General features: G+C 67.3%; 20 protein-coding genes. 18 read left to right on the forward strand and 2 right to left on the reverse strand.

What is annotated here, in order from left to right:
• Positions 1 to 111: 111 nt before the first annotated feature.
• The 3 genes from pdhA to ACHMXB_RS03095 are packed head-to-tail and all read left to right on the forward strand — an operon-like array spanning position 112 to position 3,691.
• Positions 112 to 1,287: a pyruvate dehydrogenase (acetyl-transferring) E1 component subunit alpha gene (gene pdhA, locus ACHMXB_RS03085; protein ID WP_395402674.1), complete on the forward strand. Its 1,176-nt coding sequence runs from the start codon at positions 112 to 114 to the stop codon at positions 1,285 to 1,287.
• Positions 1,287 to 2,297: an alpha-ketoacid dehydrogenase subunit beta gene (locus ACHMXB_RS03090; RefSeq protein ID WP_395402676.1), complete on the forward strand. Its 1,011-nt coding sequence runs from the start codon at positions 1,287 to 1,289 to the stop codon at positions 2,295 to 2,297. Before pdhA ends, ACHMXB_RS03090 begins: the two co-directional genes overlap by 1 nt.
• Positions 2,294 to 3,691 carry a dihydrolipoamide acetyltransferase family protein gene (locus ACHMXB_RS03095; protein WP_395402678.1) on the forward strand — a complete coding sequence of 466 codons (1,398 nt, stop codon included), beginning with the start codon at positions 2,294 to 2,296 and terminating at the stop codon, positions 3,689 to 3,691. Before ACHMXB_RS03090 ends, ACHMXB_RS03095 begins: the two co-directional genes overlap by 4 nt.
• Before the next feature lie 196 nt (positions 3,692 to 3,887).
• Here the strand turns inward: ACHMXB_RS03095 and ACHMXB_RS03100 are convergent, their stop codons facing one another.
• Positions 3,888 to 4,559 (reverse strand): TetR/AcrR family transcriptional regulator, encoded by a 672-nt coding sequence (locus ACHMXB_RS03100; RefSeq protein WP_395402680.1) that lies wholly within the window; start codon positions 4,557 to 4,559, stop codon positions 3,888 to 3,890.
• A 145-nt stretch (positions 4,560 to 4,704) separates the two neighbouring features.
• Here ACHMXB_RS03100 and ACHMXB_RS03105 point away from each other — a divergent pair, with 145 nt between their 5' ends.
• From ACHMXB_RS03105 to ACHMXB_RS03135, 7 genes are read left to right on the forward strand one after another with little or no spacing between them, the layout of a single operon-like run.
• The gene (locus tag ACHMXB_RS03105) at positions 4,705 to 6,312 is read left to right on the forward strand and encodes a carboxyl transferase domain-containing protein (protein WP_395402682.1); all 1,608 of its coding nucleotides are present in this window, start codon (positions 4,705 to 4,707) and stop codon (positions 6,310 to 6,312) included.
• Positions 6,313 to 6,319: 7 nt separating this feature from the next.
• Positions 6,320 to 8,548 (forward strand): acetyl/propionyl/methylcrotonyl-CoA carboxylase subunit alpha, encoded by a 2,229-nt coding sequence (locus ACHMXB_RS03110; RefSeq protein WP_395402684.1) that lies wholly within the window; start codon positions 6,320 to 6,322, stop codon positions 8,546 to 8,548.
• A gap of 2 nt (positions 8,549 to 8,550) precedes the next feature.
• Positions 8,551 to 9,726, forward strand: a complete 1,176-nt coding sequence (locus tag ACHMXB_RS03115) for an acyl-CoA dehydrogenase family protein (protein ID WP_395402686.1) — start codon at positions 8,551 to 8,553, stop codon at positions 9,724 to 9,726.
• A 55-nt stretch (positions 9,727 to 9,781) separates the two neighbouring features.
• Positions 9,782 to 10,636, forward strand: coding sequence for a CoA transferase subunit A (locus ACHMXB_RS03120; protein WP_395402688.1), 855 nt, complete (start codon positions 9,782 to 9,784; stop codon positions 10,634 to 10,636).
• 2 nt (positions 10,637 to 10,638) lie between these two features.
• Positions 10,639 to 11,379, forward strand: a complete 741-nt coding sequence (locus ACHMXB_RS03125; protein WP_395402690.1) for a CoA transferase subunit B — start codon at positions 10,639 to 10,641, stop codon at positions 11,377 to 11,379.
• Positions 11,376 to 11,903: a MaoC family dehydratase gene (locus ACHMXB_RS03130; RefSeq protein ID WP_395402692.1), complete on the forward strand. Its 528-nt coding sequence runs from the start codon at positions 11,376 to 11,378 to the stop codon at positions 11,901 to 11,903. The genes ACHMXB_RS03125 and ACHMXB_RS03130 overlap by 4 nt, the downstream gene beginning before the upstream one ends.
• A 15-nt stretch (positions 11,904 to 11,918) precedes the next feature.
• Complete coding sequence (locus ACHMXB_RS03135; RefSeq protein ID WP_395402694.1) at positions 11,919 to 12,749, forward strand: HpcH/HpaI aldolase/citrate lyase family protein; 831 nt, start codon at positions 11,919 to 11,921, stop codon at positions 12,747 to 12,749.
• A gap of 52 nt (positions 12,750 to 12,801) precedes the next feature.
• On the opposite strand, the gene ACHMXB_RS03140 is transcribed toward ACHMXB_RS03135, so the two are convergent.
• Complete coding sequence (locus tag ACHMXB_RS03140; RefSeq protein WP_395402696.1) at positions 12,802 to 14,247, reverse strand: lipase maturation factor family protein; 1,446 nt, start codon at positions 14,245 to 14,247, stop codon at positions 12,802 to 12,804.
• A gap of 227 nt (positions 14,248 to 14,474) precedes the next feature.
• On the opposite strand from ACHMXB_RS03140, the gene dxr reads away from it, so the two are divergent.
• The 8 genes from dxr (at position 14,475) to ACHMXB_RS03180 (ending at position 22,841) form a co-directional block, all read left to right on the forward strand.
• A complete protein-coding gene (gene dxr / locus ACHMXB_RS03145) occupies positions 14,475 to 15,689 on the forward strand; it encodes a 1-deoxy-D-xylulose-5-phosphate reductoisomerase (protein WP_395402698.1) in 1,215 nt (404 codons plus the stop codon).
• Between the two features lie 19 nt (positions 15,690 to 15,708).
• Positions 15,709 to 17,040: a M50 family metallopeptidase gene (locus ACHMXB_RS03150; RefSeq protein ID WP_395402700.1), complete on the forward strand. Its 1,332-nt coding sequence runs from the start codon at positions 15,709 to 15,711 to the stop codon at positions 17,038 to 17,040.
• Positions 17,041 to 17,128: 88 nt separating this feature from the next.
• The gene (locus ACHMXB_RS03155; RefSeq protein WP_395402702.1) at positions 17,129 to 17,824 is read left to right on the forward strand and encodes a MarR family transcriptional regulator; all 696 of its coding nucleotides are present in this window, start codon (positions 17,129 to 17,131) and stop codon (positions 17,822 to 17,824) included.
• Positions 17,821 to 18,363: a hypothetical protein gene (locus tag ACHMXB_RS03160; protein ID WP_395402704.1), complete on the forward strand. Its 543-nt coding sequence runs from the start codon at positions 17,821 to 17,823 to the stop codon at positions 18,361 to 18,363. Before ACHMXB_RS03155 ends, ACHMXB_RS03160 begins: the two co-directional genes overlap by 4 nt.
• A gap of 25 nt (positions 18,364 to 18,388) precedes the next feature.
• Positions 18,389 to 18,682 (forward strand): YciI family protein, encoded by a 294-nt coding sequence (locus ACHMXB_RS03165; protein WP_111902073.1) that lies wholly within the window; start codon positions 18,389 to 18,391, stop codon positions 18,680 to 18,682.
• A 39-nt stretch (positions 18,683 to 18,721) separates the two neighbouring features.
• On the forward strand, positions 18,722 to 19,888 hold the full coding sequence (gene ispG, locus ACHMXB_RS03170; RefSeq protein WP_003805892.1) for a flavodoxin-dependent (E)-4-hydroxy-3-methylbut-2-enyl-diphosphate synthase: 1,167 nt from the start codon (positions 18,722 to 18,724) through the stop codon (positions 19,886 to 19,888).
• Positions 19,851 to 20,738, forward strand: a complete 888-nt coding sequence (locus tag ACHMXB_RS03175) for a GNAT family N-acetyltransferase (RefSeq protein ID WP_395405097.1) — start codon at positions 19,851 to 19,853, stop codon at positions 20,736 to 20,738. Before ispG ends, ACHMXB_RS03175 begins: the two co-directional genes overlap by 38 nt.
• Before the next feature lie 291 nt (positions 20,739 to 21,029).
• Entirely contained in the window at positions 21,030 to 22,841 is a 1,812-nt protein-coding gene (locus ACHMXB_RS03180; RefSeq protein ID WP_395402707.1) for a proline--tRNA ligase, read from the forward strand.
• Positions 22,842 to 22,843 lie beyond the last annotated feature (2 nt).

The raw sequence follows: 22,843 nt of genomic DNA on the forward strand, positions 1-22,843 counted from the left end.
GTGAGTATGGTCACAATTAATCGGGGCAAAGGCGCCCGGGAGGCCGGAATGCGGCGGTATCACGAGTCCTGCCGCGGGATGGTTACACGACGTCAGAAGGTTGCGGCAACAGTGGTGACAGACGATGCGGGCCAGGGCGGAACAGCCGCCGGCCGGGACAACAATGCAGGGCACCAGGGTGGCGCAGGCCACAACATGGTCCAGCTGATCACCCCCGCGGGGGAGCGCGTCAGCCATCCGGAATATGACCCCTGGGTCAGGGATGTATCAGACGAGCAGCTGTGCTCGCTCTACGAGGACTTGGTGGTGATCCGGCGGATCGACAAAGAGGCAACAGCGCTGCAGCGTCAGGGCGAACTGGGCCTCTGGCCGCCGCTGCTGGGCCAGGAGGCCTCGCAGGTGGGATCCGTGCGGTCCCTGCGGGATGACGACTTTATTTTCCCCAGCTACCGCGAGAACGGCGTGGCCTACTGCCGCGGGGTGGACCTGCCGGACATCCTGCGCGTCTGGCGCGGCGCTGCCTCCGGGGGCTGGGACCCGTATACGGTCAACATGGCCATCCCGCAGATCGTCATCGGCGCACAGACGCTGCATGCCACCGGATACGCCATGGGGATCCAGAACGACGGCGCCGACTCCGCAGCGATTGTGTACTTCGGCGACGGCGCCACCAGCGAAGGCGACGTCAACGAGGCCATGGTCTTTGCCGCCAGCTTCCAGGTGCCCCTGGTGTTCTTCTGCCAAAACAACCACTGGGCCATCTCTGAACCGGTGCGCCTCCAGTCCCACACCCAGCTTGTGGACCGCGGGGCCGGATTCGGCATCCCCAGCATGCGGGTTGACGGCAACGATGTGCTGGCGGTCATGGCAGCCACGCGCGTGGCCCTCGACCGGGCCCGCCGGGGCGGCGGTCCCACCTTCATCGAGGCCGTCACCTACAGGATGGGCCCGCATACGACGGCGGATGACCCCACCCGGTACCGTGACCCCAACGAACTCGAAGACTGGGCGGCCAAGGATCCGATTGGACGGGTCCATGCGCTGCTAGAGCGGAAGGGCCTGTTCACCGAAGAGTTCGAAGCCAGCGTGCGGACCAAGGCTGACGCCGTCGCCCGCGAGCTTCGTGCCGGCTGCGTAGGCATGCCGGATCCCGAACCCCTGGACGTCTTCAAGCACGTGTACAGCACGCCCAACTCCTGGCTGGACCGCCAGCAGGACCACTACTCCCGTTACCTTGCCTCCTTCGGCGATCCCGAAGCGGCAACACAAGAAGAAGGTGCACGCTGATGACGCAGATGACCTTTGCGCGGGCAATCAACTCAGGCCTCCGCAGATCCCTCGACAATGATCCCAAGGTACTCCTCATGGGCGAGGACATCGGCACCCTCGGCGGTGTCTTCCGGGTAACGGACGGGCTGCAAAAGGACTTCGGAAAGCACCGCGTCGTGGACACGCCCCTGGCGGAGTCGGGCATTGTGGGTACCGCTGTCGGCCTGGCCTACCGCGGGTACCGGCCGGTAGTGGAGATCCAGTTCGACGGTTTTGTCTACCCCGCCTTCGACCAGATCGTGTCCCAGGTGGCCAAAATGCACTACCGCAGCCGCGGGGCTGTGAAAATGCCCATCACCATCCGCATCCCGTTCGGCGGCGGCATCGGGTCGCCGGAGCACCACTCCGAGTCGCCGGAGGCCTACTTCGCCCATACGGCAGGCCTGCGGGTGGTCACCCCGGCCAGCCCGCAGGACGCCCACACCATGATCCAGCAGGCCATTTCCTGCGATGACCCCGTGGTGTACTTCGAGCCCAAGCGCCGCTACCACGACAAAGGCGAAGTGGACGAGTCGCTTGATCCCTCTTCAGCTCCGCCCATGGGGCAGGCCCGGGTGGTCACCGATGGCAGCGACGTCACCCTGGTGGCCTACGGACCGCTGGTGAAGACGGCCCGCGACGCGGCCACCGCGGCCGCGGACGAAGGCGTCTCAGTGGAGGTCATTGACCTGCGGTCACTCGCTCCTGTGGATTTCGCCACCGTGGAGGCCTCGGTCCGCAAGACGGGCAGGCTGGTGATCACCCACGAGGCCGGGCAGTCGGGCGGTCTTGGCGCCGAGGTTGCGGCCAGCATCACCGAGCGCTGCTTCTATCACCTGGAGGCGGCACCCGTCCGCGTCACCGGCTTTGACGTGCCGTACCCCTATTCGAAGGTGGAGATGCACCACCTTCCGAATCTGGACCGGATCCTCGACGGCGTGGACCGCGCGCTGGGCCGGCCGAATTCGCTGAGCGGGCTGGAAGGATGACGGCCACCATGATCAAAGAATTCCGGCTGCCCGACCTCGGCGAAGGACTGACAGAGTCCGAAATCGTCAGCTGGAAAGTGGGGGTCGGCGACACCGTCAGCCTGAACCAGATCATCGCCGAGGTGGAGACCGCCAAAGCAGTGGTGGAGCTGCCCTCACCGTTCGCAGGCGTGATCACGGCCCTGCACGAACAGCCGGGAACCGTCGTGGAGGTGGGCAAACCGATTGTCTCGTTCGAGGTAAAGGACGACGCCGGCAACCAGGCGGCCGCTGCCGCTCCGGCTGAGGCAGCGCTCCCCAAAAGGGAACCCAACCTCGTCGGGTACGGCGCCGTCGTCGAAAGCACCGGCCGTCCCGTGCGACGGCAGCGAACGCTGGCGGAGCCCGCCCCGCCGGCTGAGCCCGAAACCCAGGCCCAAGTGGTTGAGTCTGCCCCGGTGGTTGAGCCTGTCGAAACCCGCCCTGCCGACACCGGGACCCCGGACACCAACGCAGCCGAGCGGCCCCGTTCCACGCCGCCAGTCCGCAAGCTGGCCAAGGACCTCGGAGTCGATCTTGAGCGCGTCGCAGGGACCGGCCCCAGCGGTCTCATTACCCGTGACGACGTGCGCAATTTCGTGGGCGGCGGGGATCTTCCCGCGGCCGCCCAGGAGCTGGCAGCACAGGAAGTTCAGCCCGCGCCGGCACGGGCCGAGCGTGAAGTGCGCACGCCGATCAAGGGTGTCCGCAAGTTCACGGCGGCTGCCATGGTCAGCAGCGCCTTCACGGCGCCCCATGTGACGGAGTTCCTGACTGTCGACGTCACTCCGGCCATGGAGCTGTTGGCCCGGCTTAAGGAAAGCAAGGCCTTCGCCGGCCACAAGCTCACGCCGCTGACCCTCGTGGCCAAGGCTGTCCTGATTGCCCTGCGACGCAATCCCGGCCTGAACGCCAGATGGGATGAGGCCAACCAGGAGATCGTGCAGTTCAACTACGTGAACCTGGGCATCGCGGCCGCAACCCCGCGTGGTCTCACCGTTCCCAACATCAAGGATGCGGACCGGCTGGCACTGGTTGACTTGTCCGCCGCGCTCGCAGAACTGACGGACACCGCAAGGGCCGGCAAGACCAGCCCGGAAGACCTCTCGGGCGGCACCATCTCCATCACCAACATCGGTGTCTTCGGCATTGACGCCGGCACGCCCATCCTCAACCCCGGGGAGGCCGCGATCCTCGCCATGGGCGCCGTCCGGAAAACCCCGTGGGAGTACCAGGACCAGGTCGCGCTGAGGCAGGTCATGACGCTGAGCCTCTCCTTCGATCACCGGTTGGTGGACGGGGAACAGGGATCCAGGTTCCTGGCCGACGTCGGTGCGCTTCTTGCTGATCCCGGCATGGCCTTCGCGATGGCCTAGCCGCAGCCCTTAACCAAGGAACCCGGCAACCAAGACGGGGCACTTTGGAGCCGCATTCGGGGATTAACCGGTGAAACCCCGGCGTGTCGGCGCCAAAGTGCCCCGTTTCGGCGCGGGGCCAGACAGGGTGGAGGCCAGGCAGGGCGCGGGGCCAGGCAGGGTAGGGGCTGCCAGAGGGCGACTGGGGCCGGGGGAGCTACTCGGCGAGCGGGCTCGTTGTCACCAGCAGGGCCGCCAGCGCCATGCTCTCCAGAAGCGGACGCGCCGACTTGATGGCCATCCGGCTGCCGTGGTCGCGGACGGAGTGCGGCGTGGAGTTGATCAGGCCGAATGTCGCGTGGGCACGCATGCGGAGGTCGGCCGTGTCTGTTGTGCCGTGGATGCCGGCGAGCACGTCGACCCACACCTCCACGTAGCTGCGCTGCAGGGCACGCACCTGTGCCTGGTCCTCGCCGGTCAGGTTGCTGAAATCCCTGTCCTGCACCCGGATCACGTCGGGGTTGCTGAGGGCAAAGTCCACGTGGAACTGCACCAGCCGGTTGAGAGCGGCGGAGGGCTCGGCGGCGTCGGCAACCACGTGGCGGCCGCCGTCGAGCAGGTCCTGGCTGACGGTGAGCAGCAGCGCGCCGAGTACTGCCTGCTTACCGGGGAAGTGGCGGTACACGGCGGGTCCGCTCACGCCGGCAGCGGCGCCGAGGTCCTCGAGGGAGACCCGGTTGAACCCGTTGACGGCGAAGAGCGTGGCCGCGGCGGACAGGAGCGCCTGCCGGCGGGACTCCTTCGCCCGGCTGCGCTGCGTCGGGCTGGTAGTCTCGCGGCCGGCTGCGGCCTGGCCGGGAACAGTGAGCTCTCGATCTGTGGTGGGCACATTTCCTCCTCGGAACCCAAAGAACTCTACCAACATCCTGTGTTGGACATCACAGTTACTAGAGACTAACCTAATCTCAGTTACGAGGCACTAACCGAAATGCGGCAGGACTGCCGCCGGACGTGCCCGGGAATGGAAGCGGTCAATGGAGACACTCGCCAGCCGGCTGGACGCCGCAGGCAGCGCATTCGAGGCCAACAGCCTTGCGCAGCGCGCGCTCGCCGATGAGCTGCGGAAACGTCTTGCCACGGCGGCGCTGGGCGGGCCGGAGAAGTCCCGTGAACGGCACATGGCGCGGGGCAAGCTGCTTCCCCGGGAGCGCATCGACCGGCTTCTCGACGACGGCAGCCCCTTCCTCGAGATCGCCCCGCTGGCTGCGAACGGCATGTACAACGACGATTCGCCCGGCGCCGGCATCATCGCAGGCATCGGCCTGGTGCACGGCCGCCACGTGCTGGTGATTTCCAACGACGCCACCGTCAAGGGCGGCACCTACTACCCCATGACGGTGAAGAAGCACCTCAGGGCCCAGGAGATCGCGCTCGAGAACCGGCTCCCGTGCATCTACCTCGTGGATTCGGGCGGAGCCTTCCTCCCCAAGCAGGACGAGGTCTTTCCGGACCGGGACCATTTCGGCCGGATCTTCTACAACCAGGCCCGGATGTCTGCTGCCGGAATTCCCCAGATCGCCTCGGTCATGGGCTCCTGCACCGCAGGCGGCGCCTACGTTCCCGCCATGAGCGATGAAACGGTCATCGTCCGTAACCAGGGCACCATCTTCCTCGGCGGCCCGCCCCTCGTGAAGGCAGCCATCGGCGAAATCGTCAGCGCGGAGGAGCTTGGCGGCGGCGACGTGCACTCCCGGATCTCCGGCGTCACGGACCACCTCGCCGAAAACGACGAGCACGCCCTGCAGATCGTCCGCGACATCGTGGCCACGCTGCCCCGGCCCGCCGCGCCGGCCTGGGACGTGGAAACCGCCGTCGAACCCGCCGCCGGCCCCGGCCAGCTCTACGGCGCCGTCCCCACGGACGTCAACGCGCAGTACGACGTCCGCGAGGTGATCGCCCGGCTGGTGGACGGCAGCCGCTTCCATGAGTTCAAGAAGAACTACGGCCCCACCCTGGTGACGGGATTCGCCAGGCTCCACGGACACCCTGTGGGCATCGTGGCCAACAACGGCGTTCTGTTCAGCGAGTCGGCACTCAAGGGCGCCCACTTCATCGAACTGTGCGACCAGCGCGGCATTCCGCTGCTCTTCCTGCAGAACATCTCCGGCTTCATGGTGGGCAAGGACTATGAGCAGGGCGGGATCGCCAAGAACGGCGCCAAAATGGTCACCGCCGTGGCCACCACGCGCGTTCCCAAGCTGACCGTGGTGATCGGCGGGTCCTTCGGCGCCGGCAACTACTCGATGTGCGGCCGGGCCTATTCGCCGCGCTTCCTGTGGATGTGGCCTGCCAGCCGGATCTCAGTGATGGGCGGCAACCAGGCCTCCAGCGTCCTGGCCACCGTCAAACGGGACCAGTTCGAGGCGGCCGGGCAGGAATGGCCCGCCGAGGATGAAGAGGAGTTCAAGGCCCCCATCCGGCAGCAGTACGAGGACCAGGGCAGCCCCTACTACTCCACAGCGCGGCTCTGGGACGACGGCATTATTGACCCCGCCGACACCCGCACCGTCCTGGGCCTGGCGCTCGACGTTGTCTCCCGCGTCCCGCTGCCGGAGACCTCCTTCGGCCTCTTCCGAATGTGAGCCAGCAATGACTACCGAAACCCTGTTCCGCACGGTCCTCGTGGCCAACCGCGGCGAAATTGCCTGCCGGGTGATCAGGACACTGCGTGCCATGGGCATCCGTTCGGTTGCTGTCTACAGCGATGCCGACGCCGGTGCCCGTCACGTGCGCGAGGCGGACGCCGCCGTCCGGATCGGGCCCGCCGCGGCGGTCCAGAGCTACCTCAGCATCGACGCGATCATCAGAGCCTGCCAGGACACCGGTGCCCAGGCGGTGCACCCCGGTTACGGCTTCCTGAGTGAGAACGCGGACTTCGCCAGGGCGCTGAATGCGGCCGGCATCGCCTTCATTGGACCCGGGGTCGAAGCACTGGAGGTCATGGGCGACAAGATCCGGTCGAAGAACCACGTGTCGGGATATGGCGTTCCGGTGGTCCCGGGCATCGCCGAGCCCGGCATGACGGATGCGGAACTCATCACCGCCGCCCCGGCCGTAGGCTTCCCACTGCTGATCAAGCCCTCGGCGGGTGGCGGCGGCAAGGGAATGCATGCCGTGGAGCGCCCGGAGGACCTGCCGGCCGCCCTGGCCACCGCACGGCGGGTGGCTGCCAGCGCGTTTGGAGACGACACCCTGTTCCTGGAACGCCTGGTGACCTCACCGCGGCACATCGAGGTGCAGGTTCTGGCTGATACGCACGGCAACGTCATCCACCTGGGGGAGCGCGAATGCTCCCTGCAGCGGCGGCACCAGAAGGTCATCGAGGAGGCGCCGTCACCGCTGCTGGAATCTCTGTCCGACGGCGAGGCAGTCCGCGCGAAGATTGGCGAGGCTGCGTGCCAGGCCGCCCGCAGTGTCCACTATGCCGGCGCCGGCACTGTGGAGTTCCTCGTTTCGGACGACTCCCCGGACGAGTTCTTCTTCATGGAGATGAACACCCGCCTCCAGGTGGAACATCCGGTGACGGAAATGGTGACGGGCACCGACCTTGTCGACTGGCAGGTGCGCATCGCCGCCGGTGAGGAACTGACGGTGCAGCAGGACGACGTCGTGCTGACCGGCCACTCCGTGGAGGCGCGTGTCTACGCCGAGGTTCCGGAGAAGAACTTCCTGCCCTCCACCGGAACAGTGCTCCTGCTGGACGAGATCCCCGGCCCCGCCCAGCGCCCCAGCGCTCCTGTCCGCGTGGAAGTCGAAACAGTCCGGGGGCGCGTCCGGGTGGACTCGGCGTTGCTGGACGGCCTGGAGATCTCGTCCAGCTATGACCCGATGATCTCGAAGGTCATCGCGTGGGGTGAGGACCGCGCCGCGGCCCTTGACGCCCTGGACGAGGCGCTCGCCGGGTACACCGTGCTGGGCATCGCCACCAACGTCGAATACCTGCGGTTACTGATCAACGACGCCGACGTCCGTGCCGGCCGCCTCGACACCGGCCTGATCGAGCGCAAGATGCCGCAGTTCACGTTCCGCCAGCCGGGCGATGCCGAACTTGTCACCGCCGCCCTGTATGCCCTGGCCAGCATGGAGGAACAGCACCAGCAAGAACCGGCGGCCGGCCCGTGGCACCGCCGCGACGGCTGGCGACTCGGTGCCGCGGCGCCGCGCCGGATCAGCCTGGCAACCTCCGACGGCGCAGTCGCCACCGTGGACGTGTGGGGCCCCGTCACAGGGGACGGTGTCGCCGTGAGCGTGAACGGAGGGCCGCAGCTCCCGGCCCTCCTGGAGTACACGGGTCGCCAACGTCCGGTGCTCACCCTTAACGGCGAAGACACCAGCTACGGACTTGCCGCCGTTCACACCGGTCCTCCCGCCCAGAGCTGGTTCGAGCCCGACCCCCGCGTCCTGTCGGAGCTATTCCTCGGCAACGAGGGCTGGTCCTGCCGCCTCGAGGTGCTCACCCGCGAGTCCCGCCTGGAGCGGGTGCTGGCCGCCGTCGAGCGGGAAGAGGGCGCCGCGGATCCGGAGGTCCGGGCACCCATGCCCGGGACCGTCGTCGCGGTGCCGGTGAGTGACGGCGAGCGAGTGACGGCAGGACAGGTGCTGCTGTCCGTTGAGGCCATGAAGATGGAGCACCAGCTCGTGGCCGAAGTCTCCGGCACAGTCCATATCACCGTCGCCACCGGCGACCTGGTCAAGGCCGGCCAGGTCGTCGCCACCATTCACGCGGCAACCATTCACACGGACCAGCCGGCGGGGCACGACCCCGACGCGGCCGGCACCGCAGCGCAGGATCCAACAGATGAACGTAAGGAGGCCTAGCCATGGCCGATTTTGACCTCAGCGAGGAATACCAGGACCTCAGCAAGACCGTCCGCGAATTCGCTGACGAGGTGGTGGCCCCCGTCTCCGCCAAGCACGACGAGGAACACAGCTTCCCCTACGAAGTGGTCTCGCAGATGGCGGACATGGGGCTGTTCGGCCTGCCGTTCCCGGAGGAATACGGCGGCATGGGCGGGGACTACTTCGCGCTGGCCCTCGCGCTGGAACAGCTGGGGCGCGTGGACCAGTCCGTGGCCATCACGCTCGAGGCGGGCGTTTCGCTCGGCGCCATGCCCGTCTACCGCTTCGGCACCGAGGCCCAGAAGCAGGAATGGCTGCCGCTGCTCGCGTCCGGAAAGGCGCTCGCCGGCTTCGGCCTGACCGAGCCGGAGGCCGGCTCGGACGCCGGCGGCACGAAGACCACGGCCCGGCTGGAAGGCGGCGGAGACGCCAAGAACTGGGTCATCAACGGCAACAAGGAATTCATCACCAACTCGGGAACTGACATCAGCAAGCTGGTGACCGTCACCGCCGTCACGGGGCAGCAGGAGCGCAAGGACGGCAGCATCAGGAAGGAGATCTCCACCATCCTGGTTCCCACCGACACGCCCGGCTTCAAGGCCGAGAAGGCGTACAACAAGGTGGGCTGGAACGCCTCGGACACGCACCCCCTGACGCTGCGGGACGTCACTGTTCCCGAGGCGAACCTGCTGGGAGAGCGGGGGCGGGGCTACGCCAACTTCCTGTCCATCCTGGATGAGGGCAGGATCGCCATCGCCGCGCTGGCCACCGGCGCTGCGCAGGGATGCGTGGATCTTTCGGTCCGCTACGCCAAGGACCGCAGCGCCTTCGGAACCAATATCGGCAAGCACCAGGCCATTGCCTTCAAGATCGCCCGCATGCAGGCGCGCGCCCATACGGCCCGTCTTTCGTACTACGATGCGGCCGCCCGGATGCTCGCCGGCAAGCCGTTCAAGACCCAGGCGGCCATAGCTAAGATGGTCGCAGGCGAGGCGGCCATGGACAACGCGCGGGATGCCACCCAGGTATTCGGCGGCTATGGCTTCATCAACGAGTTCACCGTGGCGCGCCACTACCGGGACTCCAAGATCCTGGAGGTCGGGGAGGGCACCACGGAGGTCCAGCTGATGCTGATCGCCCGGGAACTGGGGCTGTAACAGGCCCGGTGGCCGTGTCTGTCGAAAGTCTGTGGAGACGCCGAAAGGATCAACGATGATTGACAAGGTTGTTGCCAGCGCTGACGAAGCGGTCGCCGACATAGCCGACGGCGCGTCGCTCGCCGTCGGGGGTTTTGGCCTGTGCGGGATCCCGGTGGCGCTGATCGACGCCCTTCACCGCCGCGGCACCACGGACCTGGAGACTGTCAGCAACAACTGCGGCGTGGACGACTGGGGCCTGGGGATCCTCCTCCGGGACGGCAGAATCCGCCGGACCGTCAGCTCGTACGTGGGGGAGAACAAGGAGTTCGCCCGGCAGTACCTCGCCGGCGAACTGGAGGTGGTCCTGACCCCGCAGGGCACCCTGGCCGAGAAGCTGCGCGCCGGCGGTGCCGGCATCCCCGCTTTTTACACGAAGGCGGGCGTGGGGACCCAGGTGTCCGACGGCGGCCTGCCGCAGAAATACGACGCCGACGGCGGCATCGCCGTCGCGTCCCCGGCGAAGGAAGTGCGGAGCTTTGCCGGCGTCGACTACGTCCTGGAGGAGTCCCTCACCCCCGACTACGGCCTGGTCCATGCATGGAAGGGCGACCGCCACGGGAACCTGGTCTTCCACGCCACGGCCATGAACTTCAACCCCCTTTGTGCCATGGCGGGACGGATCACCATCGCGGAGGTGGAGGAGCTCGTGGAGCCGGGCGAACTGGATCCCGAACACGTCCACCTGCCGGGCATCTTCGTCCAGCGGGTGGTGGTGGTGCCGGAGTCTGAGAAGCGCATTGAGAAGCGGACGGTCGCACTGTCCGCGGCGTCTGCAACCGGTGCCGCAACCCAGTCCGGGAGCACCGGCACGGCAGCAAGCACCGCCGCTGCAGGAACCACCGGCACCCCCGAACAGGCAGGAGCGTAGCCATGGACCCGAACACCGCGATGGGAATGCCGCCCCGTCCCGAGGCCGTCCGTCACGAGTACCGCCGGGCCGCCTCCTCGCACCCGGAGGGCAAGGGCTGGACCCGCAATGAGCTCGCGGCCCGGGTGGCCCAGGAGCTGAGCAACGGCCAGTACGTGAACCTCGGCATCGGCATGCCCACCCTGATCCCCAACTACATCCCGGCCGGCGTTGAAGTGGTCCTGCACTCCGAGAACGGCATCCTCGGCGTCGGCCCCTACCCCGGCGAGGACGAGGTGGATCCGGACCTCATCAATGCCGGCAAGGAAACGGTCACCGTCAACAAGGGCGCCGCGTTCTTCGACTCCGCGCAGTCCTTCGGCATGATCCGCGGCGGGCATGTGGACGTGGCCGTTCTCGGTGCCATGGAGGTGGCCGCCAACGGGGACCTCGCCAACTGGATGATCCCCGGAAAGATGGTCAAGGGGATGGGCGGAGCCATGGACCTGGTCTTCGGCGCCAAGAAAGTGATCGTGATGATGGAGCACGTGGACCGCAGCGGGCAACCGAAGATCGTGGACCGCTGCTCGCTGCCGTTGACGGGCAAGGCGTGCGTTGACCGCATCATCACAGATCTTTGCGTCCTCGACGTGACTCCGGACGGCCTGGTCCTGCGCGAACTCGCCCCCAACGTGTCCGCGGAAGATGTTGCCGCGGCCACCGGTGCGGAGCTGTTCGAGGAAGACCAGGAACTCACCGTATGAGCGCGGTTTCGGCAGGCTCAACCACCGGCGGTGCCCGGGTGGTCGAGCAGCGCGGACTCTACTTCGAGGAAATCGAGGAAGGCGTCGTTTACGCCCACCGCCCCGGCCGGACCGTCACGGAGGCGGACAACGTGCTGTTCACCACCATGACCATGAACACGCAGGGGCTGCACCTGGACGCGGCCTGGAGCGCGGGCCAGCCCTTCGGCCAGCGGCTGGTGAACTCCATGTTCACGCTGGCGACGGTGGTGGGGCAGTCCGTCGGCCAGCTGACCCAGGGCACCATCATTGCGCAGCTCGGGCTGACGGACGTCTCCTTCCCGCACCCGCTCTACCACGGTGACACGCTGTACACCGAGACCGTCATCACCGGCAAACGGCTGTCCGGGTCACGGCCGGGGCAGGGCGTCGTCACCATGCAGCACACCGGCCGCAACCAGGACGGAACGGTGGTTGCATCTGCCACGCGCAGCTGCCTGATGTGGACGCGCGAGGCGCATATAGAGGCGCAGCGGGGCAAATAATCGGACAATGACAGTATGACTTTTGTGATGGGTCCTGCCCTGCTCTTCTGCCCTGCCGACCGCCCCGAACGCTTCCAAAAGGCCGCCGAGCGCTCCGACGCCGTCATCCTGGACCTTGAGGATGCCGTGGCGGGGCCGGACAAGCAGCGGGCCCGGGGCGCCATCCTTGCCCAGCTCGGCGGCTCCGGCGACGGGCCGGAGCTCGACCCGAGCCGGACCATCATCAGGATCAACCCGGCCGGCACCGAGGACTTCGAGAAGGACCTGCACTGCCTGGCGCACACGCCCTACCGCACCGTCATGCTCGCCAAGGCAGAGAGCGCGAGCCAGCTCCGGGCCCTGCCGGACTTCCACGTGGTTGCCTTGTGCGAAACGGCCGCGGGCGTGGTCCACGCACCCGCCATCGCGGCCGAACCCAACGTGGTGGCGATGATGTGGGGTGCGGAGGACCTGCTCGCCTCCCTTGGCGGCACCTCCAGCAGGAACGACGACGGCGGCTACCGCGCCGTTGCCCTGCACGCCCGTTCCGCTGTGCTCCTGGCAGCCGGCGCAGCCGGCAAGCAGGCCGTGGACGCCGTCTACGTGAACATCCCCGACCTTGACGGGCTGGCCGCGGAAGCCCGGGACGCCGCTGCCTCAGGGTTCGGTTCCAAGGCCTGCATCCACCCCAGCCAGGTGGCCGCCGTCCGGTCCGCCTACGCACCCTCGGGCGAGGACGTGGCCGCTGCCACGCACCTGCTGGAGGCGGCAAAGGAAGCCGGTACCGGCGTGTTCCAGTACGAGGGCCGGATGATTGACGGCCCCATCCTCCGGCACGCGGAGTCGGTGCTCCGCCGAGCCCGGTAAGTTCCACACAGCCCGGTAGCCCGCCGTCGTCCTCGCTAGATTCCGGACGCCGTCATTTCCGTGCCCGCAGGGAGATGGGCGGGATCGCCTCGTACAGCGGTGTCCGGATCCAGCGCTGTCCGGTCTCCCGGAACTCCGCCCGGGTGGCGAAACGGTACAGGTAGGTGCGGGCGCGCACCCAGCGGGGGCGTTCGCCGTCGAACGGGTCATGGCGCAGCAGCCCCAGCATGGCCGCGTCCGCCTCGAGCAGCTTGCCCAGGAAGGCGTAGAACCATTCCTCGTGGACCGTGCGCAGGGGCAGGAACCACATAAGCCAGTCCAGCCGCAGATGGTAGGGCGCCCACTGGCGGGGCAGCCGGTGCACCTCGCCCGGTTTTCCCTTGAAGCCGTATTCGCGCCAGTCGGCCGCCTCGTCCGGCTCCGCATCGAGGGTGCCCTCCACCGCCACCTCGATGCGCTGCTTGGTGACCGTGCCGAACGCGCCGTAGGTGTTGACCAGCTGCCAGCGGTTGAAGCTCGCGTTCATGAGTTGGTACTGCGAGAACAGATTGCGGACGGGCCAGTAGCTGAGAACCACCAGGAGCAGGGACGCGGCCAGCGTAATGAGAAGCCACCAGAGCGGCGTCTCCCCGGTGGTGTGCCATTCCAGCGGGAGGACCGGCAGCACCGCATGCGCCATGGGATCGCTGACGCCGGCGAAGGCCAGCACAATCGCAATCCAGTTCAGCCAGGCAAAATTGCCGCTGGCCACCAGCCACAGCTGGGTGACGATGATGATGCCCGCCGCAATGCTGCCCAGCGGCTGCGGCGCGAAGAGGAAGAACGGCACCACGAGCTGGGCGAAGTGGTTCCCCACCACCTCCAGCCGGTGGAAGGGCTTCGGCAGCAGATGCGCCTGCCGGCTGAGGGGGCCGGGCATCGGCTGGGTCTCATGGTGGTAGTACAGGGCGGTGAGGTCGCGCCACTCCCGGCCGCCGCGGATCTTGATCATGCCGGCACCGAATTCCAGCCGGAACACCAGCCAGGCCACGAGGATCAGGATAGTCCTGGGCGGATCGGTCTGGTCCGATCCCAGGAACGCCACGGTGAAGCCGGCCTCCAGGAGCAGCATCTCCCAGCCGAACCCGTAGAACGTCTGGCCCACGTTGACTACCGACATGTACAGCAGCCACAAGGCCAGGAACGCGATCAGCGGCAGCCAGGGCGGGCCCAGCTGGGGGAGGCCGAGGACCAGGACTCCGGAGATGGCCAGCCCCACTGTGCAGACGGTGCGCAACAGCCGGTCCGAGTAGCGCCAGCGGAACAGCGTGGGCCTGCGCATCCGGCTGAAAGCCTTCAGGTAGTCCGGAACGGGCAGGAGGCCGCGCTCGCCGAGGAGCGCGGGAAACTGGTTGAGGGTGGAGAGGAACGCAACGAAATAGAGTGCGGCGACCCCGCGCTGCAGCACCTGCCGGGCGAATTCATAGTCCGGCGCATCGAACCATGCGGCCCAGTCCACGGGCACCACGTTACCCCGGCCCGGAAGCGCGTCAAGGTGCGGCCAGCTGCCCCTCCTTCTTCGTCCGTCGTAGGTCGCCCGCTCGGAAGCCGTTCGCGCAATTGCCAAAACTGGCCGCTCAACGGTCCTATAAGCAGCCGTTTGTGGCAAAAGACGGCGGGATATGAGACGTACGGCCGGCGATGTGCCGCGTCCGTCCGCCTCCAATGGTGCGGGATACTTAAGCCATGCAGACTTCCGGCTCCAGCCGTCCAGACAGCCAGCCGCGCACCATCGTCATCCTCGGATCCACCGGTTCCATCGGCACCCAGGCGATTGACGTCGTCGACGGCGCCCCCCACCTTTTTCAGGTTGTGGCGCTGAGCGCCGGGGGCGGCAACCTTGAACTCCTCGCCCGGCAGGCCGTCCACACGCGGGCCGCCGCCGTCGGCATCGCCGAAGGTGATCCCGGGCGGCTCCGGGACCTGATCAACGACGTCGCCCGGACAGCGGGGCTGGGGCAGTACCGGCCCGAGATCATCGCCGGCCCCGACGCCTCAACCAGGATCGCTGCCGTGAAGGCGGACGTGGTGCTCAACGGCATCACGGGCTCGATCGGATTGGCGCCCACGCTCGCCGCGCTGGAATCCGGCGCCACCCTGGCGCTCGCCAACAAGGAGTCCCTGATCGTTGGCGGCTCGCTGGTCAAGGCCGCCGCCGCGGAGGGGCAGATCGTGCCGGTTGACTCCGAGCACTCCGCCATCGCCCAGTGCCTGCGCTCGGGGACCGCCGCGGAGGTGGACAGGCTCATCCTGACCGCCTCCGGAGGACCGTTCCGCGGCCGCACCCGCGAGCAGCTCTTCGACGTCACGCCGGAGGAGGCGCTGGCCCACCCCACCTGGGACATGGGCCTGATGGTCACCACCAACTCAGCCAGCCTGGTGAACAAGGGCCTCGAAGTCATCGAGGCGCACCTGCTGTTCGACATTCCCCTGGACCGGATCGACGTGGTGGTCCATCCGCAGTCCGTGATCCACTCCATGGTGCAGTTCGTGGACGGCTCCACCATCGCCCAGGCCTCGCCGCCGGACATGCGCCTGCCTATTGCCCTTGGCCTGGGCTGGCCGGACCGGGTGCCCAACGCGGCCACGCCCTGCGACTGGACCCGGGCCGCCAGCTGGACGTTCGAGCCGCTGGACTCCTCCGCATTCCCCGCCGTCCGGCTGGCCAAGGATGCGGCAAAGCAGGGCAGCACCTACCCCGCGGTGTTCAACGCCGCCAATGAGGAAGCCGTCACGGCTTTCCATACGGGCAGAATCCGGTTCACGGACATCGTGGACACCATCGAGGCCGTCCTCGGCGAACATTCGGGTTCCTCCGGGCTAACGGTCGGCTCCGTACTCGATGCTGAGAAATGGGCACGAGCGCGCACCCACGAACGTTTAGCAGTGAGCAGTCTCTAGGAAGCAGCAGATCTTAAGCATGAGTCCCGTTATCCTCTTTATCCTTGGTGTCGTCTTTGTGGCGGTCGGCATCGCGGTATCCATTGCGCTGCATGAGGTGGGCCACCTGGTACCCGCCAAGCTGTTCAAGGTGCGCGTCACCAAGTACATGATCGGCTTCGGCCCCACCCTCTGGTCGACGAAAAAGGGCGAAACCGAGTACGGCTTCAAGGCGCTGCCGCTGGGCGGCTACGTCTCAATGATCGGCATGTACCCGCCCAACAAGGAGGACGGCTCGGTGCGCCCGTCCAGCACCGGCATGTTCCAGACGCTGGCCAGCGAGGCCCGCTCCATGGCCCATGAGGATGTGGGGCCCGGGGACGAGAACCGCGTGTTCTACCGGCTCCCGGTCTGGAAGAAGATCATCATCATGCTGGGCGGCCCGGCAATGAACCTGCTGATCGGCCTCGTGCTCACGGCCGTACTGCTCATGGGGTTCGGCATCTCGGAGCCCACCACCACCATCGCCGATGTTTCCAAGTGCCAGGTGAAGGCGGGGGAGACGGTCGATCCGAACTCGGCCGACTGCAAGCCGACTCCGGCCGCCGCCGCCCAGCTCAGGCCCAACGACGTCATCACCGCCTTCGACGGAAAAACCGTGACCAGCTGGGACCAGCTCACGGGCTGGATCCGCGCTTCCGCGGGCAAGGAAGTGTCCATCACTGTGGAGCGCGACGGCGCGCCGGTGACCAGCACCGTCACCCCTGTTCTGTCGGCACGCCCGGTCGTCGGGCCGGACGGGCGCCAGGCAAAGGACGACGCCGGGACCCTTCTGTACCAGGACGTCGGCTTCCTGGGCATCGGTGCGCAGACCGCCCTGGTTCCCCAGCCGGCGTCGTCCGTCCTGCCCATGGCGGGGGAGAACATCAAACAGGTTGCCGGGGTGGTCCTCAACCTGCCGGCCCGGGTGGCCGGTGTGGCCAAGGCGGCCTTCAGCGAAGAACCCCGCGACCCCAACGGCCCCATCAGTGTGGTGGGCGTGGGCCGCGTGGCGGGCGAGGTGGCCGCCATGGAGGAAGTGCCTGCCCAGGCCCGGCTTGCCGCCTTGGTGGGACTGCTCGCCGGGCTGAACTTTGCCCTGGCCGTCTTCAACCTGATCCCGCTCCTCCCGCTCGACGGCGGCCACGTGGCCGGCGCGCTCTACGAGGCCGTGAGGCGGCGGGTGGCGAAGCTGTTCGGCAAACCCGACCCCGGCGCCTTTGACATCGCGAAGCTGCTGCCGGTGACCTATGTGGTGGCGGCACTGCTCATTGGGATGGGTGCGCTGCTGATCTATGCGGACATCGTGAAGCCGGTGAATCTCTTCGGCTAGTTCCCTGGTCCTCAGCCTTGATTGGCTGATTACTGAAAATCAGCCCTAAATGATTGATTTGAGAATATAAGCCGGATACGGTTCATTCATGTACGTTCTGACCATCGACCAGCGTGGCAGCACCAGCGACGTGGACCGCGTGCCCGAGCTCCTCGCAGACCTCGGCAGCTATCCTGGTGTCCGCTTTGAACGTTCCGTGGGTGACGAAGTGCAGGGCGTCCTGCAGGACCCTGCCCTGGTGGTTGACGTGGCCCTGCAAGCCCTGCGAAGCGGGCACTGGTACGTCGGGATCGGCGTCGGCCCGGGCTCCCTGCCGCCGGGTGCGAGCCCGCGCGAAGGGTCCGGCCCGGCCTTTGTCGCTGCCCGCCGGGCGGTGGAGCGTGCCAAGTCGGCGGCGAGCCATGTCCCCGCCGCCGTGGTCGCGGGGAGCCGTGACCGCGAGGCCGCCGTGGCGTGCGCCAACGCGGAAGCGGTGCTGCGGTTGGTCGGCGGCCTGGTGCAGTCACGGACCGAGGCCCAGTGGCGCGTGGTGGATGCCCTCCGTGGGAAGAGCGGTGCAGCAACCGAACAGGGCCCCGGACGCCACGGACGCCAGAAGCAGGTGGCGCGGGAACTGGGAATCACGGAACAATCGGTGAGCCGGGCCGTCCTCCGGTCGGGCTGGCAGGAAGAATGGGCCGCAAGGCCGGCGGTGGAAATGCTGCTGGCAACCGCCCACCGCCTCATCCTGGAACACGCACCTCCCGGGACTCAGGACGGCGACGACAACCGAGGAGAAGCGTGAACGCAGTCTGGATCGCAGCCGCCCTGCTGACGGCCGGATTCGCGGGCTGGCCTGTCACGGCCCTGGTTTTCCGGCTGGCCCGCACCATCGACGACAAAGCCGACGCCGCCGCCAGCGCCGGCAGGGACGGCGCCGACGACCCCTCGGCAGACGTGACGGTGGACAGCCCGGCCGCAGCGGACAGCCCGGCTGCAGGGGACAGCCCGCCCGTTGGGGACCGGGTGAATACAGTGAACGGCGATATCACGGTGGACGCTGGTGGTGCGGCCGCACCGGCGCCTGGAGGCGAGGCGTCGGCCAAACGCATCCTCCGGGGCGGGGCCATCATTGGCGTCCTCGAGCGGCTGGCAGTCTGCCTCGCCATTCTGGCCGGGCAGCCCGTGGCCATCGCCTACGTGGTGGCCATCAAAGGCCTGGGTCGGTTCGCGGAACTCAAGGAAACGCCGGTGGCCGCGGAGCGGTTCATCATCGGCACCCTGGCCTCCATGCTGTGGGCGGCTGGAGTTGCCGCCTTCACGAAGGTCGTGCTCCTCGGCTAGCCCGGCCGCGGGATAGGGTATCTCTATGACTGTTTTTGCTGTTGAGTACGTATACGACGCCGAGTCCTCCGAAACGCGCGCGGCCGCCCGCCCCGCCCACCGCGAATGGACTGCAGGACTCGCGCAGGACGGCAGGCTTCTGGCCAGCGGACCCTACGGCGACGGCGCAGGCGCCCTGCTCATTTTCAAGGCGGCCGACGAAGCCGCACTCAACGAGATCCTCCGGCAGGATCCCTTCGCGGCCGCGGGCGTCATTTCCGGCACGCGAACCACCGAATGGGCACCCGTGACCGGTCTCCTGGCTGAGCACGCAGCCTAGCCGCCCCGCACCACCGATTTTCGAATTCAAGGAGTCCACGTGACCTCGGTCAGCCTGGGAATGCCATCCGCACCGCCGCCCGTTCTTGCCCCGCGACGCAAGACGCGCCAGATCAAGGTAGGCTCCGTCGGCGTCGGTTCCGATTTCCCCATCAGCGTGCAGTCGATGACCACCACGCCCACCACGGACATCAACGCCACGCTGCAGCAGATCGCCGAACTGACGGCCTCCGGCTGCGACATCGTCCGCGTGGCGTGCCCGTCCGCCGATGACGCGGAAGCGCTTCCGATCATCGCCCGGAAATCGCAGATCCCGGTCATCGCCGACATCCACTTCCAGCCGAAGTACGTCTTCGCGGCCATCGAGGCCGGCTGTGCTGCAGTCCGCGTCAACCCGGGCAACATCCGCAAGTTCGACGACCAGGTCAAGGAAATCGCCAAGGCGGCAAAGGACCACGGCACGTCCATCCGCATCGGCGTGAACGCAGGATCGCTGGAACCGGGCATCCTGAAGAAGTACGGCAAGGCCACTCCGGAGGCCTTGGTCGAATCCGCGGTCTGGGAAGCCTCGCTGTTCGAGGAGCACGGCTTCCACGACTTCAAGATCTCCGTGAAGCACAATGACCCGGTGGTCATGGTGGCGGCCTACGAGATGCTCGCCGAAAAGGGTGACTGGCCGCTGCACCTGGGCGTCACTGAGGCCGGTCCCGCGTTCCAGGGAACCATCAAGTCGGCCACAGCCTTTGGCGCCCTCCTCTCCCGCGGCATCGGCGACACCATCCGCGTGTCCCTGTCTGCCCCTCCCGTTGAGGAGATCAAGGTAGGCAACCAGATCCTGCAGTCGCTGAACCTGCGCCCCCGCAAGCTGGAAATCGTCTCGTGCCCGTCCTGCGGGCGCGCCCAGGTTGACGTCTACACCCTCGCCGAACAGGTCACCGCCGGCCTCGAGGGGATGGAGATCCCGCTGCGCGTCGCCGTCATGGGCTGCGTCGTCAACGGTCCGGGCGAAGCGCGGGAAGCTGACCTCGGCGTCGCCTCCGGCAACGGCAAGGGCCAGATATTTGTGAAGGGCGAGGTCATCAAGACTGTTCCCGAGAGCCAGATTGTTGAGACACTGATCGAAGAGGCCATGCGTATCGCGGAAGAGATGGGGGAGGCCGATGGCGAAGATGCTGTCAAGGGTAGCCCCGTGGTTAGCGTCTCATAAGGACGGCGCCGCGCCCGACGGTGCCACCGTCCGGGTGCTGGGTGTTGCGGACACCCGTCAGCTGCGCGAACTGGCAGAAACCGATCCCGTCGCCAACGTGTTCATCCTGGCGCACCTGGAGTCAACCGACTCTGCCGCGCCTACCCCGGGCGGAGCGAACGTCCTGGGCGTTTTCGACGACGACGTGCTGGTTGGCGCCTGCTGGGCAGGCGCCAACCTGGTTCCCGTCCAGCTCGACCCGGGGCTGGCCGGACCGGTAGCCGAAGCGGCCCACCGCTCCGGGCGCCGGTACGCGTCGATCTTCGGACCGGCCGGCACTGTGCTGGCGCTGCACAGCCGGCTGGAGGAGCTGGGCCACGTGGCCCACGAGGTACGGTCCGACCAGCCGCTCATGACCATTTCCGGCCCCCCGGCCGTTGAACCAAACTGGGAGTTGGGGTACGGGCAGTACGCGGATTTCGACGCCATCCTCCCTGCCTGTGCAGCGATGTTCGAGGAAGAGGTTGGCTACTCGCCCTACCTCGGCGGCCGCGACTTTTACAGCCGCCGGGTGGCAGGCCTGATCCGGCAGGGACACTCTCTGGTCCACCTGAAGGACGGCGAAGTCGTGTTCAAGGCTGAGCTGGGTGCTGTCACCGCCGAGGTCACCCAGGTGCAGGGCGTATGGATGAACCCCACCCACCGGGGACTCGGGCTGAGCGCCGGCTACATGGCCGCCGTGGTGCTGCTGGCCCAGAAAATGGCGCCCGTCACCAGCCTGTATGTCAACGACTACAACTCCCGGGCCCGCGCAACGTATGAACGTGTCGGCTTCCGGCAGGTGGGGACCTTCGCTACCGTTCTCTTTTAGCGGGCGGTCGAGGCCGCACCGGCCAAGCTGAATTTGAAATCGGTGACGGCTATCACATAGGTTCGTTCTAACCGGGTTTACGGACCCGGGTGGTCTCTCGAGAATTAGCGGCATGACCGGCCGCGGAGCCACGCCGCCACAGGGATGACCAGCCGTAAACGGCCAGGGGCTTCACCTGCGGGGCGTGGCTTTCCTGTTCAGCTCCCACAGGGCCCGCAACCTGTGCTGCTGCCCAGCCGGTACATTAGTACCCAGACAATCAGCACTTCCCCCAGAAACGGACACCTACCCGTGGTTCTTCGACTCTCCAAGCTTTTCCTGCGCACCCTGCGTGAAGACCCCGCTGACGCCGAGGTGGCCAGCCACCGGCTGCTCGTGCGCGCGGGATACATCCGCCGCGCGGCTCCGGGCATCTACACCTGGCTGCCGCTGGGGCTGAACGTGCTGCGCAAGGTGGAACAGATCATCCGGGAAGAGATGGCGGACATCGGCGCCCAGGAAGTGCACTTCCCCGCGCTGCTCCCCAAGGAGCCCTACGAGGCGACCAACCGCTGGACCGAATACGGTGAAGGGCTGTTCCGGCTGAAGGACCGCAAGGGCGGGGACTACCTGCTGGCCCCCACGCACGAGGAGATGTTCACCCTGCTGGTCAAGGACCTGTACTCCTCGTACAAGGACCTGCCGCTGAGCATCTACCAGATCCAGAACAAGTACCGCGACGAGGCACGTCCGCGCGCCGGCCTCCTCCGCGGCCGTGAGTTCATCATGAAGGACTCCTACTCGTTCGACGTCGACGACGCCGGGCTGGACGCCAGCTATGCAGCCCACCGGGCGGCGTACCTGAAGATCTTCGAGCGCCTGGGCCTGGAAGTTATCCCCGTGACGGCCACGGCTGGTGCCATGGGCGGCTCACGCAGCGAGGAATTCCTGCACCCCACCGACGTCGGCGAGGACACCTTCGTGCGCTCGGCCGGCGGCTATGCAGCCAACGTCGAAGCCGTAACCACGGTGGCCCCCGCCGAGATCGACTTCACCAATTCCCCGGCAGCGGTGATCCGCGACACCCCGAACACCCCTACGATCGACACGCTCGTGCAGGCATCCAACGAGCTGGCGCCGCGCAGCGAGGCCGACGGCGGTCCGTGGACTGCCGCTGACACGCTCAAGAACGTTGTCCTCGCCGTTACCCTCCCCACCGGGGAACGCCAGATCGTGGTGCTCGGTGTCCCGGGCGACCGGGGCGTTGACCTCAAGCGCGTCGAGGCCAATATCGGGGCCTACCTCCCGGTGGCTGGCGAAATCGCCGTGGAAGCTGCAGGCGAGGAGGACCTGGCCCGCAACCCGCTCATCGTACGGGGTTACCTCGGCCCGGGGATGTCGCTGGACGCGCCCCTCCTTGGCCTGGAGGGCGCCGCCAAGCTCCTCTACCTGGTGGATCCTCGCGTCGTCAGCGGCACAACCTGGATCACCGGCGCCAACATGGCCGGCAAGCACGTCTATGACCTTGTGGCAGGACGCGACTTCACCTGGGACGGCGTCATCGAGTGCACCGAAGTGCGCGCCGGTGATGAAGCCCCGGACGGCTCTGGACCACTCGAAATCGCCCGCGGCATCGAGATGGGCCACATCTTCGCGCTGGGCCGCAAATACGCCGAGGCGCTGGAACTGAAGGTTCTGGACCAGAACGGCAAGCAGGTGGTGGTCACCATGGGTTCCTACGGCGTGGGCGTCACCCGGGCCGTCGCCGCACTGGCAGAATCCAACCACGACGCCAAGGGCCTCGTCTGGCCCCGCTCGGTGGCTCCGGCCGACGTCCATGTCGTGGCCGTCGGCCGCGGCGAGGAGATCTTCGCCGCCGCCGAGCAGCTCGCCCTTGAGCTGGAAGGCGCCGGCCTGGAGGTTATCTACGATGACCGGCCCAAGGTCTCCCCGGGCGTGAAGTTCGGCGATGCCGAACTTGTGGGCGTGCCCACCATCCTTGCCGTCGGCCGTGGACTGGTGGACGGCGTCGTCGAAATCAAGGACCGCCGAAGCGGCGAGGCTGAGAACGTGGCCGTGGACAAGGCCGTTGACTACGTGGTCAACGCCGTCCGCAGCAACTGACC

Origin of the sequence: Arthrobacter sp. UC242_113 (assembly GCF_044054585.1) — a bacterium.
Lineage (GTDB): Bacteria > Actinomycetota > Actinomycetes > Actinomycetales > Micrococcaceae > Arthrobacter.